This is a genomic window from Streptomyces sp. NBC_01803, assembly GCF_035917415.1.
Classification (GTDB): domain Bacteria; phylum Actinomycetota; class Actinomycetes; order Streptomycetales; family Streptomycetaceae; genus Streptomyces.
Genome location: NZ_CP109073.1, coordinates 2,134,530 through 2,150,781, shown reverse-complemented (window position 1 = coordinate 2,150,781; position 16,252 = coordinate 2,134,530). Strand labels below are relative to the sequence as shown.

Below are 16,252 nucleotides of genomic sequence, written 5' to 3'. Positions count from 1 at the left end.
GTCTTTGCACATGTATGCGATGTCTTTCGCGCCCGGAATCCGCGAAGGCGCCGCGGAGTCCGCGCGGGAGCGGCGTGGCATCGTGGGCATCCGGTGAAGCCAGGACCGAGCCCCGAGGAGGCCGTCACCATGCCCGAAATCCCGGCCGAGAACAGGTTCATCACCGTCTCGCTCGACAAGCGCGGAGTCAGTTGCACCGCGAAACTGCTCGCCGACCGGGCGCCGCTCACCTGCGCCGCCGTGTGGGACGCGCTGCCGCTCGGCGGTGACGTGTATCACGCGAAATACGCCAGGAACGAGATCTACGCCCTGGTGCCCCCCTTCGCCGCTGAGGAGCCGCCGCTGGAGAACCCGACGGTCACCCCGATCCCCGGTGACCTGTGCTATTTCACCTTCACCGGCACGCAGCTCGGCACCGCCTCCCACGGGTACGGGAGTGGCGCCGGACACGGAGGCCGGACCACGGTGGTCGACCTGGCGCTGTTCTACGAGCGGAACAACCTGCTGCTCAACGGTGACACCGGCTGGGTGCCCGGCATCGTGTGGGGCGCGGTGGTCGAGGGACTGGACCGGATGGCCGACGCCTGCCAGGACCTGTGGCGGGCCGGGGCGCTGGGCGAGACGCTCAGCTTCCGCCGCGCCTGAGCCGCGCCTGAGCGCCTGAGCCGTGCCGCCCGGTACCGCGCCCGGTACCGCGCCCGGTACCGCGGTCGGCACGCCGGCCGCTACCCCGGACCCGGCGTCGGGGGACCTGGCACGCCCGCGACGCCCGCCGCGTAGAGCGCGTGCGCGGCCCGCAGCACGAGGGCGTCCGCGTGCCGGGCGCCGACCAGCTGGAGCCCGATCGGCAGCCCCTCCGCGTCCAGCCCGCACGGCAGGGACGCGGCGGGCTGCTGGGTGAGATTGAACGGATAGGTGAACGGCGTCCACTCCGTCCACCGGCTCATGCCCGAGCCCTCCGGCACCTCGGTCCCCTTGGCGAACGCGGTGCCCGGCACCGTCGGCGTGACCAGCAGGTCGTAACGCTCGTGGAAGGCGCCCATCGCGCGGCCCAGCGCCATCCGGACGTCAACCGCCGCCAGGTAGTCCAGCGCCGAGTACCGCGCCCCGGCGGCGCGGATCTCCCGCAGGCCCGGATCGAGCGCCGCCACCTGCCCGGCGTCGAAGTGCTGCGTCACGCGGGCCGCGCCGCTGAACCAGAGCGCGTGGAACGCCTCGCGCAGCTCCGCGAGCGGCGGCAGCGGCGGGTCGGTCTCGGTCACCCGCGCGCCGAGGCCGGCCAGCCCGTCCACCGCGCGCCGCACGGCGGCGGCCACATCGGGGGCGACCTCGGCCTCGCTCAGTGCGGGGGAGTAGGCCACGCGCAGGCCCCTGACCCGTTCCACGCCCGCCACCAGCGCGTTGGCGAAACGGCCGGGGCCCGGCGCGAGCTGGGACCAGTCGCGCGGATCGGGGCGGGCGATGATGTCGAGCAGCAGCGCGGCGTCGGCCGCGTCGCGGGTCATCGGGCCGACGTGCGCGAGCGTGCCGAACGCGCTGGCCGGGTAGAGCGGCACCCGCCCGTAGGTCGGCTTGAGCGCGAAGATCCCGCAGAACGAGGCCGGGATGCGGACCGAGCCGCCGCCGTCCGTGCCCAGGCTCAGCGGCCCGGCGCCCAGCGCCACCGCCGCCGCGCTCCCGCCGCTCGAACCACCGGAGGTGCGCGCCGGGGCGTACGGGTTGCCCGTCGCGCCGGAGAGCGGCGAGTCGGTCACGCCCTTCCAGCCGAACTCGGGGGTGGTCGTCTTGCCGAGGAAGACGGCGCCCGACTCGCGCAGCCGGGCGACCGCCGGGGCGTCCTCCTCCCACGGCCCGTCCCCCGGAGGCTGGGCCGCGCTGCCCCGCCGGGTGGGGTGGCCGCGCTGGAGCAGGATGTCCTTCACGGTCACCGGCACCCCGTCCACCGGGCCGGCGGGCCGCCCGCGCCGCCACCGTTCCGCCGAGGCGCGGGCGGCGGCGAGGGCGCCGGGCCGGTCGATGAGCACGAAGGCGTTCACCTCGGGACCGATGGCCGCCGCCCGGGCGAGCGCCGCCTCCGCCACGTCGACGGGCGAGAGGTCGCCGGTCGCGTACCGGGCGACGAGCTCGGTGGCGGTCAGGTCGGCGAGCGGGGTCACGGGGCCTCCGAGGGGACGTAGCCGAGCCGCTTGTCGACCACGTTGACCAGCGGCTCGCCCGCGCGCCAGCGGTCGAAGTTGTCGCAGAACTGCTCGGCCAGGTCGTCGCGCCAGCCGACCGTGTCGCCGCTCATGTGCGGCGAGACGACCAGGCCCGGCAGGTCCCACAGCGGACTCTCGGGCGGCAGCGGCTCGGTGGTGAACACGTCCAGCGCGGCGCCCGCCAGCCGCCCGGAACGCAACGCGGCGGCCAGGTCCTCCTCCACGACGTGCCCGCCGCGCCCGACGTTGATGAACCGGGCCGACGGCTTCATCAGCGCGAAGGCCGCCGTGTCGAACATGCCGGTCGTCGCGGGCGTGAGCGGGGCGGCGCACACCACCCAGTCCGCGCCGGGCAGCAGCGCCGGCAGCTCCTCGCTCGCGCGCACGCCCTCCCGGGCCGTGCGGCCGACCAGTGCCACATCCACCCCGAGCGCGGTCAGCGTGCCGCCGATCCGCCGCCCGATGGGTCCTGAGCCGACCACGATCGCCCGGCTGCCGTACACCTTCTCCGTCTCGCGGTGCAGCCAGTGCCGCCGGGACTGGAGGGTGCGGCTGCCGTCGAAGTCCTTGGCCATGGACAGCACGAGCCCGGCCACGTACTCGGCGATCGGCCGGTCGAAGACGCCGCGCGCGTTCGTCAGGACGGTGGGGGAGGCCAGCAGCTCGGGAAAGAGCAGCCGATCGACGCCCGCGCTCGCCGTGTGCACCCAGACCGGGCGGGGTCCCGGCCCCGGCCAGGCGTGCCGGACGGCGTCGGAGGCGAAGTCCCACACCAGCAGCGCGTCGGCCTCGGGCAGCCGGTCGGCCAGGCCCTTCTCATCGGCGCGCACGACGCGGGCGTGGCCGGTGAGCCGGTCGAGGCGGGGTGAGGGGTCTGTGTCGAGGACGAGCACACGGGGTTCGGACATTTGGGGGAAACCCTTTCGAAACGAAGGGCTGTTTGGGTCGTTGACGAGGATTGACCACCGTAGGAAGCCGTCACTACCTTCGTCAACGAACGTCGGCGGTTTCCGCTCCGATGAATCGGGGTCAGCATGGATATCTCCTTTCTCAGCGGCCCGTTGCCGCAGCGCGGTGTGGGCGTCGTCGCGCCGTTCGACTTCGCGCTCGACCGCGAGCTGTGGCGCTGGGTGCCCGCCGACGTATCCCTGCACGTGACGCGGACGCCGTTCGTCCCCGTCGAGGTCAGCCTGGACCTGGCCCGGCTGGTCAGCGAGCACGCCACGCTGCGCGAGGGCGTGCGGGCGCTGTGCGCCGTCGGACCCGAGGTGGTGGCCTACGCCTGCACCTCCGGCAGCTTTGTCGGCGGCGTCGCGGGCGAGCGGGCCATGACCGAGGCCATGCGGCAGGCCGGCGAGATCCCGGCCCTGACGACGTCGGGCGCGCTGCTGGCCGCCCTGGCCGAGCTGGACGTGGGGCGGATCGCGGTCATCACGCCGTACACGAAGTCGGTGACGGACGCGCTGGAGGACTATCTGCGCGAGGCGGGCGTGGCGGTCTGCGGGCGCGGGTACCTGGGGCTGACCCGGCAGATATGGCGGGTGCCGTACCGGGAGGTGGTGGCGATGGCCCGCGGCGCGGTGGCGCGGGCGGCGGCGCCGCCGGAGGCGTTGTTCATCAGCTGCACCAACCTGCCCACGTACGACGTGATACCGCAGCTGGAGGCGGAGCTGCGGATGCCGGTGATCTCCGCCAACCAGGTGACGATGTGGGCCGCGCTGCGCGAGCTGGGCTCGGCGGCCGTCGGCCCGTACCAGGCGCTGCTGGACCCGGCGGCCCGGCGCGGCCCGGCGTCCATGGCGGTCGACGAGGAGAGAGGTGACGCGGTCACATGACGGCCACGGTCGGGTTCCTGTACCCGGGGCACTCCGCCGAGGACGACTTCCCGCGCATGGAGTCGCTGCTCAACGGGGCCGGCGCGGGCGTCCGGCTGCCGCTGGTCCACACCGACATCGGCACGGACGCCCACCGGGTGGACGCGCTGCGGGAGATGGGGTCGGTGGACCGGCTGACCGCGAAGCTCGGGGAGCTGACCGGGCAGGGGGTGGCAGCCGTGGTGTGGGCCTGCACCAGCGCCAGCTTCGTCTACGGCTGGGACGGCGCGGCCGACCAGGTGCGGCGGTTGGCGGCGGAGGCGGAGCTGCCCGCGTCCAGCACGTCGTTCGCGTTCGCGCGGGCGGCACGCGCGGTGGGCGCGCGGCGGGTGGCGGTCGCGGCGACGTATCCGGACGACGTGGCCGCGTTGTTCGCCGACTTCCTCGGCACGGCGGGCATCGAGGTGGTGGCGGTGCGCGGCAGCGGCGTCATCACGGCGGCCGAGGTCGGCACCTGGGGCCGCGACGAGGTCCTGGACCTGGCCCGCTCCGGCGACCACCCGGCGGCCGACGCGGTCCTGCTCCCGGACACGGCGCTGCACACGGCGGCCTGGCTGCCCGAGTTGGAGGCGGCGCTCGGCAAACCGGTGCTGACTGCCAACCAGGTCACCGCCTGGGAGGGGCTGCGCCTGCTGGACCATCCGGCGCGCTGCCGGGCGATGGGCTCGCTGTTCGCGGACCGGGCGGCGTAAGGCGGGCGGCGTAGGGGCGGCACGCGCCCGCCGGGGTGCCCGCCGGGCGTCACGGTGGCCGTTCAGGCGTCGGGGCGGCCGTTCAGGCGTCGGGGCGGCTCGCCGGGGCGGGCGCCGCACGGCGGTGGCGACGCCCGCTGGTGCGGAACGCGTGCACCGCGTGGCCGTGGCCCTGTGCCGTGCGGACCGCCTGATCCCATGTCAGCACCTTCTGCCCGACCGCCAGCAGCGGTCCCGCCGTGCGCTCGCCGATCAGGCGGGACAGCAGGCCGACGGCGCGTTCGTCCGCGACGCCGGCCCGTGCCACGTCCGCCACGTCGAGCGCCAGCAGGTCGAGCACCCGCACGTCGCTCTCCCACAGCAGCAGCCACAGTGCCCGGTGCACGAGCGGCACCGACTCGTCGGCCAGCAGCCGTTCGAATCGGTCGAGGGTGATGTTCTCCGCAGAGATCGCCATGGCCCGGCAGTATTCCGGCACACCCGTCCGCGCGTCGAGTGCCACGACCGGTACTCGCCGGGCCGTCAGGTCCGCCCGGCGAGCAGGGCGGCCATGTGATCGGCGGGCATCGGCCGGGCGTAGTGCCATCCCTGACCGGTGTCGCAGCCGATTCTGCGCAGCCGTTCCGCCTGTGCCGGGCCCTCGACGCACTCGGCCGTGACCGTGAGGCCGAGCTTGTGGGCGAGCTGCACCAGCGATGTGACGATCGTCTCATCCGCCGGGTTGAGATGGCGCGCGGTGCGGAAGCCGCGCACGAACATGCCGTCGAGCTTCAGCGCCCGCACCGGAAGCCGGCTCAGGTAGGCGAGGTTGGAATACCCCGTGCCGAAGTCGTCGATCGCGATCCGCACCCCCATGTCCGACAGATCCTGGAGCGCCTGCAACGGTCGCCCCGCCGAGCCCATCACCGCCGACTCGGTCAGCTCCAGCTGCAGGAGCCCGGACGGCAGCCCCGAGTCCCGCAACGCGCTCGCCACATCGCTCACCAGGTCCGAGTCCCAGACCTGACGCACCGCCACGTTGACGCTGACGAAGAGTGGTCTCCCCGGATGGTCGAGCTGCCAGCGGCGCGCCTGGCGGCACGCCTCGATCAGTGCCCAGCGGCCGAGCGGCACGATCGCGCCGTTCTCCTCCGCCAGCCCGATGAAACGGTCCGGGCCGAGCGTGCCGAACTGCGGGTGGCGCCAGCGCACCAGCGCCTCCGCCCCGCGCACGATGTCGTCCGCGAGCCCCACGATCGGCTGGTACTCCAGCGTGAACTCACCGCGCTCCACGCCCCGGCGGAGCGTCGCGGACAGCGACTGCCGCGTCATGCGGTGCGCGTTCCGCTCGGGGTCGAACAGCGTCCAGCGGGCCTTGCCGTCCGCCTTCGCCCAGTACAGCGTGGTGTCGGCGGCCTGCATCAGCCCGGTGGCCGTCGTGCTCGCGCACTCCCGCTCCACCACGCCGATGCTGGCCGAGACGGCGAGCCGCTGCCCGCACAGGTCGAACGGGCGCTGGAGCGCGGCGAGCATCTTCTCCGCGAGGCGGGTGAGCTGCTCGGTGCCCGTCGAGCCCTCCACCAGCACGGCGAACTCGTCGCCGCCGAGCCGGGCGACCAGATGCCCGCCGGCGCCGGTGGCGCAGTGGGCCAGGCGCTGGGCGGCGGCACTGAGGAGCTGGTCGCCGACGCGGTGGCCGAGGGTGTCGTTGATGGCCTTGAAACCGTCGAGGCCGAGATAGCACAGCCCGATCCGCCCGGTGGCGGAGTCCGCGAGCGCGCTGGTGAGCCGCTCGAAGAACAGCGCGCGGTTGGGCAGCCGGGTGACCGGGTCGTGCATCTCGATGTGGCGCAACCGCTCCTGGAGGTCGCGGCGCTCGCTGATGTCGAGGACGGTCAGCAGCGCCGCCGAGTCGTCGCAGCGGGTGGGCAGCACAGTCACCTCCGCCCACAGGGTGTGCCCGTCGGCATGTTTGAGACGGCGCGTGCAGCGCATGCGCTCGCTGTGGCCGCGCAGCACCGCGTGGTACGAGCCGCGCGTGCGGCCGTCGAGGCCGAGCCCGGTCACGGTGTCCGCGCGGACCCCGGCCAGCCGCTCAAGCGGGATGCCCAGCAGCCGGCCGAAGGCCGGATTGGCGATGAGGATCTGTCCTGATCTGCCGACCAGCGCCATGGGTAGCTGGGCGATCTGGAAGGCGGCTCGATAGTCCGCGAGGATCTCACTCTCCGTGAAGGCTGAAGGAGTCGCATGGAGGGCGCTTCCGGGGTCATGTCCCGGTCCGTTGTGGGGTCCGTTCACCGATCGCTCCCGATGGTGCTGTCGGGCGCTCCCCTGGCTGCCCGCTTGGCGTATCCGCGCTGGAAATGTGGCGATCATAGAGGCTGTGACGCGGGCTGAGCCAGTGCCCGTTGGGCCTGTCTCGGAACCCAGAATGTGCGCTTCCGACAAATATTCGACAAGCTGATCGTTTCTGCTCGTCGCCTGCGCCCTCCCGACCGTTCCCGACTGAAGAATACGCAGGGTAATCATATTGCCTATGACCCGGGCGGCCTACTGAAACAGGCCGTATTCCGGCAATTGCGAACAGAGTGGTGATCGGCATTCCCGTAAGGCCGATCGGAGGTCGATGTGCGCCGTGTCCACCGCCGGCCCACGGCCGTGCTCACCGCGCTGGCCGCCCTGCTCGGCAGCACCCTGACCGCGGGTACCGGCGACGAGGCCGTCGCGGACGAACCGTGCAGCCTGCCACGTTCCGCCATCCACCACTCCGAGGGGGTGGACACGTGGAACGAGGAGTACCCGCGTCCGGTCGGCGAGACGCGCGCCGTCATGCTCTTCCTCTCCTTCCCCGACGCCAAGCCCCAGCTCACGCCGCAGCGGATCGCCGCCGACTACTTCCCGGCGACCGCCGACTACTTCCGCGCCGCCTCCTACGGCAGGCTCGACCTGCGCACGCGCGTGGTGTCCGAATGGCTGAAGATGCCCCGGGATTCCCGCGACTACGGGATACGACGCGACTGGAACGCCGCCCTGCGCTCGGCCTACGTGCACGACGCGCTCAAGGCCGTCACCCAGCGGGTGGACCTCGGCGCCTACGACATCGTCTATCTGGTGGCCGACCCGGACGCGCCGGGCGTGGACTCCGACGCCACCAAGGTCGTCAACTTCGACAAGCCCGTCCGGATCGGGGACGACGAGATCCGACGCATCGTCACCGTCTTCGAACGGCGCGATCCCGACCGGAACGTCCTCGCCCACGAGACCGGACACGTCTTCGATCTGCCCGATCTATACAACCGGCCGGAGGAAGGATTCGGCGATTGGGACACGCATGTGGGGGATTGGGACCTCATGGGAAGTCAGTTCGGGCTCGCCCCCGAGCTTTTCGGCTGGCACAAATGGAAGCTCGGCTGGCTCCGGCCGGGGCACGTGGATTGCGTGCGCTCCCCGGGCACCACGCACCACACCCTCCAGCCCCTGGGCGCCCCCCTGGACAAGGAGAGCCCCGAGTCGGACACCCGCCTGGCCGTGATCCGCACCGGCCCGGCCGAGGCGCTGGTCGCCGAGGCCCGCGCGCCGATCGGCAACGACGCGACGACCTGCACGCGCGGCGTGCTGCTGTACCGGGTGCGCAGCGACGTCGCCTCGGCCGACGGCCCGATCGAAGTCCTCGACGGCCACCCGGACACCGGCGCGTGCCACGCCGCCTCGGTCAACCCCAGCCTGGCCGACGCGCCGCTGGAGACGGGCGAGAGCTACTACGACGCGGACGCCGGGGTGCGGATCGAGGTGGGTGAACGGACAGTGACGGGTGGTTGGGACATCAAGGTCGCCCGGTCTTGACTTCAAGCGTTGTTGAGCTTCTAGCGTGGCCGCCATGGACTCATACACGTACTCCCACAGCGACGCCGACCTCGCCGGCCAGCCGATCGGCTACTGGAGCTGGGCCGCCCACAAGGCGGTCGTCACCTCTATCCGGGCCGCACTGGCTGAGTACGGGCTCACCCAGCCCCGGTGGTGGGTGCTGGGACAGCTGGGCCTCGCCGACGACGGCCGTACCCGGGACGAGCTGTACGACACCCTCCACGGCTACCTGGACGTGGGCGAGGCTCTGCACGGCGAGATCGACGCCCTGGCGGCGGCCGGCCTGATCGCCGCGGACGACGGCCGTTTCCGCCTCACCGCCGGGGGTGAGACGGTCCGTGCGAAGGCCGCGGTGTCCGTCCGGGGCGTGCTCGACCGGGTCCACCGGAACGTGACGGATGAGGAGTACGTCACGACGCTGAAGGTGCTGCAACGGATGATCCAGAACGTGGACGGGGAGGCGTGGCACCACTGACCGGGAGCACCCGGGCGGCGGCGAGCGCCGCGGACAGCGGCGGTAGAGCTGAACGCGCCACCGCGCCGGCGTTGTGGGGCCCGGGCTGGTGCGCGTGCTCCCCGCGAGGTGCCTCCGGCCCATGGCTCGAGCGGCGGGAGCGTGAACGGACCGTGCCGCGATGGCGCACGGCCCCGAAGGCGGGACCGATGTGTTGCCGCGCTCGGGTTTCGCCGACATCGACGCCCGCCGTGCCGCCCCCTCCGGCTCCTGCGCGCGGCCTCCCATTCCTGGCGCCGCTCCCGGGATCGATCACACCGCAACCACCCGGCGGTGGAACCCGGTGACGGAATGGAGACGAGTGAGGCGGCGGATGCCCCCAAGGAGTGACTGCGCGGGGTCGAGTGATCGCATATCGTGCGCTCTGTCCGTCAGGTGAAGGGGAGGCGTCTCCGAGAAGCAAGAAGGGAGCCTCACCCGGCTTTCGCCGGGTGAGGCTCCCTTGTCGCTGTGCGCCGCCAGGGACTCGAACCCCGGACCCGCTGATTAAGAGTCAGCTGCTCTAACCAACTGAGCTAGCGGCGCCTGCTGACGTCGTAGACCTTAGCACTCCCATCCGGCGGAACAAAAATCGGTTCGGGATGGCTACGGACGACGCCGTTGCAGCTCACGGCCGTATTCGATCATCTTCACCGCGTAGTCCTCCGTCCATCCCGCGCGGTCCGCGATCGCCGCCACCGGGAGGCTGTCGAACCGCTTGGGGTCGGCGAGCTGGGCGGCGGCGATCGCCTGGTACTCCACGGAACGGTCGGCCGCCGCCTGGAACGCCACGGCCAGCTCCGTCGCCCGTCCCAGCAGCTCGCGCGGGTCGGTGATCTTCTCCAGGGCGAAGAAGTGCTCCTCGTCCGCCTGCCCGGCCGGCGGTTCGAAGAACAGCGGGGCCGGGCGGTGGTAGCGGCGGTGAGGCTCCGGTGTCCGGCCTGGATCGTCGGGCGGCGCTGGCATCGGGGGATCAGCCTCCAAGGTTCGGCGCGTGGGCGTCACGCTGCGCCGGTCCATTCTGCCGTGCCAGCTCCAGCGGGCGGGTGTGGCGCGTGGTGCCCGTCGGGGCCGTCGGAGCAGTCGAGGCCGCCGGGGCCGCCGCCGGGATCGCGTCGTGCTCGGTGCCCGGTACGGGCTGGTCCAGCCCGTACCGGACCCTGATCCGGTTCGACAGGCGCAGCAGCGGGCGGGACAGCAGCAGTCCGGCCGTCATGACCGCGGTGCCGGCGAGGGCGTCGATGAAGTAGTGGTTCGCGGTGCCCATCACCACCATCGTGGTTATCAGCGGATAGCCCACGGCCAGCGTGCGCATCAGCGGCGTGCGCCTTCCGTAGTGCCACAACGCCACCCCGCACCACACCGACCAGCCCACGTGCAGGCTCGGCATGGCGGCGTACTGGTTGGTGAGATCACCCATGCCGCTGGGCGCGCTCGCCTCGCCGGCCCACCAGCCGTAATCGCTGTACTGCGCCAGGCTGTCGACGAAGCCGTGCGTGCCGGGCAGCAGCCGCGGCGGGCTCGTCGGCATCAGCGTGAAGCCGATCAGCCCGAGCAGCGTCGAGGCCAGCAGCCAGGTGCGCATCAGCCGGTAGTGCAGCGGGCGGCGCCGGAACAGCCAGATCAGGACGGCGGGCGTGACGATGTAGTGCAGCGAGGCATAGGCGAAGCTCGACGGAATGCCGAGCCACGCCTCCTGCGTGAACAGCTCGTTGAGCGGGTCCTCCGCGCTCAGCCAGAGCGAGTTCTCCAGCCGCAGGATGGCCAAGCCGTTGCCGACCGCCGTCTCGACGTCGCCCCGCGCCAGGAGCCTGGCGCCGGAGTACGCCCCGTACACGACCACGATCAGTAGCAGCTCGGTCCACCAGCGCGGCCGGTCTCGGGGCATGGTCGTCAGACTCCAGATTCACGTCGTCTCGGCTGTCGGCATCGGCTTGGGGCCAGCCGGTGGTTAGTTAGTCCCACCGTAAGGCGAAGTCCAGGGGAACAGACGCGGGGGGAGCTTCTTTCGGTTGCGTGCGAGATGATGAGTGATACATGTGACAAACGAGAGGATCCTCATGACCGCCCGTACCCTGCTGATCCGGCATGGACGAACTGCCTGGTCGGTGGCCGGGCGCCATACCGGACTCACGGATGTTCCCCTGCTGGACGAGGGCCGCTCCCAGGCGAAGTCGCTCGGCGTGCGCCTGCACGAGGCGCCGTTCAACGGGCTGCCGGACGCCGAGATCCGCACCAGTCCGCTCCTCCGTGCCCAGGACACCTGCGAATTGGCCGGATTCGGTGGCCGGGCGACCTCTTGGGACGCGCTGCGCGAGTGGGACTACGGCGACATGGAGGGCATGACCACCGAGGAGATCTCCGAACGGCACGGCAGGAACTGGGTGATCTGGCGCGACGGGGTGACCGGCGGCGAGACCCTGGAACAGTTCTCCTCGCGCGCCGACGAGGTCGTCGCCTGGGTGCACGAGGCACACGCGGCCGGCCGGGAGACGGCGGTCTTCGCGCACGGCCACATCCTGCGCGCGGTCGCGGCCCGCTGGCTCGGGCTGGATGTCCGCTTCGCCGCCCGGCTCCGCCTGGAGGCGGCGGCCCTGTCGGGGCTCGGCTGGGCCTACGGCGAGCCCGCCCTGGAGCGCTGGAACGACACCGGGCACCTGGATGTTTGACGCCGGGCACCTGACGCCTGTCGCCGGGCATGGGCCACTGGGCGCCTGACGTCTGACGTTTGCCACCGGGCGCCTGCCACCGGGGCCCGACATCGGGCGCCCGCCGCCTGCCGCTGGGCCATTGGGCACTGGGCGCCTGACGCTTGTCACCTGACGCCCGCGCCGGAGCCGGTGGCCTACGCGCTCAGGCTCCGCACGGACAAGGTGGGCAACACCGGCAGCGCGGGCGCCCGGCGTGCGCGCCGGCGGTCCAGGAACGAGGCCACCGTCGCGTCCCCGCTCGCCGGCCGCAGGCGGCGCGCCGTGTGGTCGAGCAGGCTCGCGATCCGGGTCGAGCGCACCTGGTCGAGCAGGTCAAGTGCCCGGTTGCCGAACACCGCGGCCTCCTCCGGCTCGTCGTGCGCCACCAGATACTGGGCGAGTTCGGCCGCGTACAGAGTGATGTTGCGCGCGAAGTGCGGCTCGGTCCCGGCCGCCGTCACCGCCCGCCGCTGGCACCCGCTGGCCCGCTCCCAGTCGCCGAGCATCGCCCAGCAGCCCGCCTCCTGGCCCGCGAACTCGGCGTCCCCGAAAAACGACATCCACTCCGGGTCGGCGTCCGACCGGCCCCGCTCGTGGTGGGCCCGGGCGCGGCCCAGCGCCTCTCGCGTGCCGGGCCGGTCGCCGAGCCCGGCCCAGCCGCTCGCCTCGCGCAGCGCGAGCAGGGCCAGCAACTCGTCCGAGCCGAGCCGGAGTGCCGCCTGCCGACCGGCCTGGGCCGCCCGCACGGCCTCGCGGTGGTGGCCGGTATCGCGGGCGAGGAAGGCGGTGTTGCAGAAGGCGTGGGCCTCCAGCGCCGCGTCGCCGCTGATCCGGGCGGTGGCCAGGGCCTCGGCATAGTGGGAGCGGGCCTCGGTCAGCCGTCCGGAGTCGTGGGCCAGCCAGCCCACCGAGATGGCCAGCTCGCCGGCGGCGGAGTGGAGTTGATCACTCACGCGCTGTCGCAGCGCGCCGGAGTCGAGCATGGCGAAGGCCGCCTGGAGGGTGTCGCAGGCCGGCCGGTACAGCGCGTCGGCGCCGTGGCGGTCGTCCAGCAGGCGGATGTCGCGGACGGCCCGCGTCAGGGCGGCGGCCTCCGTTCCGCCGGGGCGCGAGGGCCCGGCGGAGGCGGGGAGCGATCCCAGAGCGGTCAGGGAAGCGACGGCGGTGGGGCCGCCGGTCATGAAAGCGCGACGCAGCACGTCGCCCTCCTCTGTGGTATCCGTGGCGTCCGTGCGGTCCGGGTGACCCGCCTCGCCGGTGAGGCCGGTGGTGCCGGCGCAGGTGCCGGTGGGGCCGCCGGAACGCGCGGACGGCGGCCGGGGGGACGGTCCGGGGCCGGTGCGAACGCCGTGCGGCGGTCTGCGCCGGCGGACGACCTGTCTGGCCTCGAACCCGAGATCGGTGAGCGTGTGCCCCGGGAACATGTGAAGGAATACCCGTTCATAGGCGTAATTAGGGCACCTGATTTCACCCGCTTCGACCCGGCCGATGTACCGGGCGTCGCAGGAGACCCGTTCGCCGATCTCCCGCGCCGCGCGCCGGACGGCGGCGGCGAACTCGCCCTGCGACATGGGTCCGCGGAGCTGACGGAAGACGTGGTTGAAGACCTGGGGGTGGCCGTCCGGCCGGGACGCGGATGATGACGTCGCCATGGCCGGAAGGTACCGGCTGTGCATCACCGACTACCGTCCGCTTTCCCGCAAACGCGACATATCCCTCGTGATCTGCCATGAACTGCCACCCTTTGCGGCGGTCCTGGGCCGTAGCCGTTGACAGGAGTCGCGCGTTGAACAACGCACCCGACAGTCGAACCAGGAGGATCCCCATGGCGGATACCGGCGAAGTGGAGCCCTGCGATCTGGTGACCGTTCCGGCCCGGCAAGGTCTGGAAGCGGTCGACATCCTGCGCCTGCGCCATGACGTGGGCCCCGTACTGCACGACCAGGAGGGCGACACGCTCGGCTTCATCGTCCCGCCCGGCACCGCCGAGGGCTGGGACCTGCCCGGCAGCGCCTGCATCCAGACCTGCGGCGGGTCGGCGTGCGGCACCCAGCCACCCGTCACCGGCAGCGGCTGGCTCGTCCCGCCGGAGGGAACGGTGGTCGACACCACCGAGCCGGAGCGGCTGCGAGCCGCCCTGGACGAGGCGGTCCGCCTGCTCGCCGTCGTGGACCGCTGCCAGCCGCGCTGTCCATAGCCGTCACGGCGGCGGTGTCACCGCCCGGCGCGCGCCTCCGTCACACTGGGGATGTGGCGAGGACCAGGCAGCGGCGCGCGGGCGGCGGTGGGCGAAGCGGCGGCCGGGAGGCCGTGGCCGAGCCGGTGGGCGGCGGTCTCGCCCGGCTCACGCCCGACCCGGACCGCGCCGACGGCTGGGAGCTGTCGCTCGACGGGGCGCCGCAGTCGCATGTGGACCTCGCCGAGCCCACTCGCCTCGCCTTCGCCTATCAGCGGCGCCTCGGCCACCTCGCCGACCTCGCCGCACCGCCCGGGCGGCCGGTCAACGCCCTGCACCTCGGCGGTGGCGGGCTCACCCTCGCCCGCTATGTCGCGGTCACCCGGCCCCGCTCCACCCAGCAGGTGGCCGAGCCCGACGAGCGTCTGACCGCGCTGGTCCGCCGCGCGCTGCCGCTGCCGCCCGGCGCGCGCGTCCGGATCCGCGCCGTCGACGCGCGGGAGGCGCTCGGCCGGATCGCGGACGGCTGGGCCGATCTGATCATCACCGATGTCTTCGACGGGACCCGCACGCCCGCGCACTGCGCCAGCGCCGAATTCCTGGACGAGGCGCGCCGCGTGCTGCGGCCCGGCGGCTGGTACGCGGCCAATCTGACCGACGGGCCGCCGCTGGCGCATCTGCGGGGCCAGGCGGCGACCGCGCTCAGCCGTTTCGCGGCTGTGGGCCTGGCCGCCGATCCGGCGGTGCTGCGCGGCCGGCGGTTCGGCAACGGGATTCTGTGCGCCTCCGACCGCGCGCTTCCCGCCGACGAGTTGACCCGGCGCTTCGCCCGCGACCCGCACGCGGCGCGGCTGCTGACCGGACGTGACCTGGTCGACTTCACGGCCGGTGCCCCAGTGGTGACCGACGCCACGGCCGTCGCCTCTCCGCTGCCGCCGGCCGGGACGTTCGGCTAGCGCGTCCGGGATGTTCGGCTGGGTCGTGTCCGCGTCCGGCGCGGGGAGGCGCGGCCGGTGCGGGCAGGACGGGCACCGCCGCGCGCCGGGCGCCGGGCGCCGGACGAAAAGCTGGTCGCGGTCGGGGACTTCACCGAGGAGAGCGGATACGTGGCGCTCTGTTGGCCCGGTGCCCGGCGCTGACGCGATGTTCCGTGCCTCGGACCTGATGGCGACCGGCGCGCGCCGCGCGCCGCGCGAGCACCGCCGGTCGGTGCCGGACGACGTGCGCTCGTCGGCTTCGGCGGCTCCCCGCCGGCCCGGCATCCGGACCCGTCGCTCACCAGCGTGCGGCAGCCGATGAAGGGCACGGGCCGGGCGATGACGCGGATGCCGCTGGCCCAACTGGCCACCCCGGGGCGGGAGTCCATGAGCCTCGTGTTCCCGACCCGAGCTGGTGCGGCGCGCCTCGTCTGGGCGCGCCGCGTGCGTCACATCGCGTACTCCTCGGTCCGCGTCCAGCCCCCGCCGGGCTTCACCCCGACCTCGTAGGTGAGCGGTTCGCCGGTCGCGTCGAACGTGATGTGACGTATTTCGGCCACGGCCGCGGGTTCTTCCAACCGGAGCAACTCCCGTTCCTCCGCCGTCGCCAGCCGTGCCGTCCAGGTGTCGCGGCCCGTGTGCGGCTTCCTTCCCGTCTGCAACTCGATGTAGCGCGTCGTCCCTTCGCGAATCCGTTCCAGCACCAGCAGGCGCGGGCAGTGCACCAGGATGCCGACCGGGAACCAGGAGCAGGACATCGACCGCGGCCGGTCGTCGTCGAACCGCAGCCGGTGCCGCCGCGCCACGCGGTCGCCGGGCGCGATGCCCAGCGCCGAGGCCACGTCCTCCGGGGCGTGCACCTCCTCGGCGGCCAGTATGTCGGCGTGCTCGCCCGCGGTGTACGCGAAGCCCGTCTCGCGCGCCGTCCGGTACCGCTCGCCCGCCGTGCGGGCCAGCAGCGTGCGGCTCCTGACGACCGTCCCGCGATCCTGCCGGGTGTCGACCAGGCCCTCGACCTTCAGCACGCCAATAGCTCGTTCAGCCGTTGCCTTCGCGACAGTCCAGTGATCCGAGATCTCCGGAACGGACGGCAGCGGATCACCCGCGGCCAACTTCCCCCGCACGATCTGGCCGCGTAACTCAGCGGCGATCTGTTCGTATTTCGGCAGAGCCACTTCGCTCCTCCTCCGGCTGGCAAGGCAACGGGTCCTCGGGGGAGCGTGGCAGCGGCCGGGTACCGGGTCAAGCGACGGTAACTCCTCAGTGGACAGCGGCAGTTGACACTGGCAAGAGAAATTCCAGCCGAATG

17 protein-coding genes and 1 tRNA gene are annotated in these 16,252 nt (G+C 72.8%); 9 read left to right on the top strand and 9 right to left on the bottom strand.

Features of this window, described 5'->3' with window-relative positions; all coding sequences use genetic code 11:
- The first annotated feature begins 129 nt into the window (after positions 1–129).
- Positions 130–645, top strand: coding sequence for a DUF3830 family protein (locus OIE51_RS09205; protein ID WP_326596822.1), 516 nt, complete (start codon positions 130–132; stop codon positions 643–645).
- Positions 646–725: 80 nt separating this feature from the next.
- On the opposite strand, the gene OIE51_RS09200 is transcribed toward OIE51_RS09205, so the two are convergent.
- Both OIE51_RS09200 and OIE51_RS09195 read right to left on the bottom strand, forming a co-directional pair.
- Positions 726–2,156, bottom strand: a complete 1,431-nt coding sequence (locus tag OIE51_RS09200) for an amidase (RefSeq protein WP_326596821.1) — start codon at positions 2,154–2,156, stop codon at positions 726–728.
- Positions 2,153–3,106: a D-2-hydroxyacid dehydrogenase gene (locus OIE51_RS09195; protein WP_326596820.1), complete on the bottom strand. Its 954-nt coding sequence runs from the start codon at positions 3,104–3,106 to the stop codon at positions 2,153–2,155. The genes OIE51_RS09200 and OIE51_RS09195 overlap by 4 nt, the downstream gene beginning before the upstream one ends.
- Positions 3,107–3,232: 126 nt before the next feature.
- Here OIE51_RS09195 and OIE51_RS09190 point away from each other — a divergent pair, with 126 nt between their 5' ends.
- Both OIE51_RS09190 and OIE51_RS09185 read left to right on the top strand, forming a co-directional pair.
- A complete protein-coding gene (locus tag OIE51_RS09190; RefSeq protein ID WP_326596819.1) occupies positions 3,233–4,033 on the top strand; it encodes a maleate cis-trans isomerase family protein in 801 nt (266 codons plus the stop codon).
- Positions 4,030–4,764: a maleate cis-trans isomerase family protein gene (locus OIE51_RS09185; protein ID WP_326596818.1), complete on the top strand. Its 735-nt coding sequence runs from the start codon at positions 4,030–4,032 to the stop codon at positions 4,762–4,764. Before OIE51_RS09190 ends, OIE51_RS09185 begins: the two co-directional genes overlap by 4 nt.
- Before the next feature lie 82 nt (positions 4,765–4,846).
- Here OIE51_RS09185 and OIE51_RS09180 read toward each other — a convergent pair whose 3' ends face one another.
- Both OIE51_RS09180 and OIE51_RS09175 read right to left on the bottom strand, forming a co-directional pair.
- A complete protein-coding gene (locus OIE51_RS09180; RefSeq protein WP_326596817.1) occupies positions 4,847–5,221 on the bottom strand; it encodes a hypothetical protein in 375 nt (124 codons plus the stop codon).
- Positions 5,222–5,286: 65 nt separating this feature from the next.
- Positions 5,287–7,041, bottom strand: a complete 1,755-nt coding sequence (locus OIE51_RS09175) for a putative bifunctional diguanylate cyclase/phosphodiesterase (protein ID WP_442811889.1) — start codon at positions 7,039–7,041, stop codon at positions 5,287–5,289.
- 330 nt (positions 7,042–7,371) lie between these two features.
- Between OIE51_RS09175 and OIE51_RS09170 the strand changes: the two genes are divergently transcribed.
- Both OIE51_RS09170 and OIE51_RS09165 read left to right on the top strand, forming a co-directional pair.
- Positions 7,372–8,586 (top strand): M6 family metalloprotease domain-containing protein, encoded by a 1,215-nt coding sequence (locus tag OIE51_RS09170; RefSeq protein ID WP_326596816.1) that lies wholly within the window; start codon positions 7,372–7,374, stop codon positions 8,584–8,586.
- A 34-nt stretch (positions 8,587–8,620) separates the two neighbouring features.
- On the top strand, positions 8,621–9,082 hold the full coding sequence (locus OIE51_RS09165; protein ID WP_326596815.1) for a MarR family transcriptional regulator: 462 nt from the start codon (positions 8,621–8,623) through the stop codon (positions 9,080–9,082).
- 490 nt (positions 9,083–9,572) lie between these two features.
- Here OIE51_RS09165 and OIE51_RS09160 read toward each other — a convergent pair.
- The 3 genes from OIE51_RS09160 to OIE51_RS09150 all read right to left on the bottom strand — a co-directional run bounded on the left by OIE51_RS09160 (position 9,573) and on the right by OIE51_RS09150 (position 10,988).
- Positions 9,573–9,646, bottom strand: a tRNA-Lys gene (locus tag OIE51_RS09160).
- Between the two features lie 60 nt (positions 9,647–9,706).
- Positions 9,707–10,066 carry a hypothetical protein gene (locus OIE51_RS09155; RefSeq protein ID WP_326596813.1) on the bottom strand — a complete coding sequence of 120 codons (360 nt, stop codon included), beginning with the start codon at positions 10,064–10,066 and terminating at the stop codon, positions 9,707–9,709.
- A 7-nt stretch (positions 10,067–10,073) separates the two neighbouring features.
- Positions 10,074–10,988, bottom strand: a complete 915-nt coding sequence (locus OIE51_RS09150; protein ID WP_326596812.1) for a phosphatase PAP2 family protein — start codon at positions 10,986–10,988, stop codon at positions 10,074–10,076.
- A 172-nt stretch (positions 10,989–11,160) separates the two neighbouring features.
- Between OIE51_RS09150 and OIE51_RS09145 the strand changes: the two genes are divergently transcribed.
- Complete coding sequence (locus tag OIE51_RS09145) at positions 11,161–11,769, top strand: histidine phosphatase family protein (protein ID WP_326596810.1); 609 nt, start codon at positions 11,161–11,163, stop codon at positions 11,767–11,769.
- Positions 11,770–11,945: 176 nt separating this feature from the next.
- Here the strand turns inward: OIE51_RS09145 and OIE51_RS09140 are convergent, their stop codons facing one another.
- Positions 11,946–13,442 (bottom strand): tetratricopeptide repeat protein, encoded by a 1,497-nt coding sequence (locus OIE51_RS09140; protein ID WP_326596809.1) that lies wholly within the window; start codon positions 13,440–13,442, stop codon positions 11,946–11,948.
- Positions 13,443–13,615: 173 nt separating this feature from the next.
- On the opposite strand from OIE51_RS09140, the gene OIE51_RS09135 reads away from it, so the two are divergent.
- The 3 genes from OIE51_RS09135 to OIE51_RS09125 all read left to right on the top strand — a co-directional run bounded on the left by OIE51_RS09135 (position 13,616) and on the right by OIE51_RS09125 (position 15,453).
- Complete coding sequence (locus OIE51_RS09135) at positions 13,616–13,987, top strand: hypothetical protein (protein ID WP_326596807.1); 372 nt, start codon at positions 13,616–13,618, stop codon at positions 13,985–13,987.
- Positions 13,988–14,040: 53 nt separating this feature from the next.
- Complete coding sequence (locus OIE51_RS09130; protein ID WP_326596806.1) at positions 14,041–14,922, top strand: spermidine synthase; 882 nt, start codon at positions 14,041–14,043, stop codon at positions 14,920–14,922.
- Between the two features lie 327 nt (positions 14,923–15,249).
- The gene (locus OIE51_RS09125) at positions 15,250–15,453 is read left to right on the top strand and encodes a hypothetical protein (RefSeq protein ID WP_326596804.1); all 204 of its coding nucleotides are present in this window, start codon (positions 15,250–15,252) and stop codon (positions 15,451–15,453) included.
- On the opposite strand, the gene OIE51_RS09120 is transcribed toward OIE51_RS09125, so the two are convergent.
- Positions 15,393–16,118 (bottom strand): GntR family transcriptional regulator, encoded by a 726-nt coding sequence (locus OIE51_RS09120; RefSeq protein ID WP_326596803.1) that lies wholly within the window; start codon positions 16,116–16,118, stop codon positions 15,393–15,395. The genes OIE51_RS09125 and OIE51_RS09120 overlap by 61 nt on opposite strands.
- Positions 16,119–16,252: the final 134 nt, after the last annotated feature.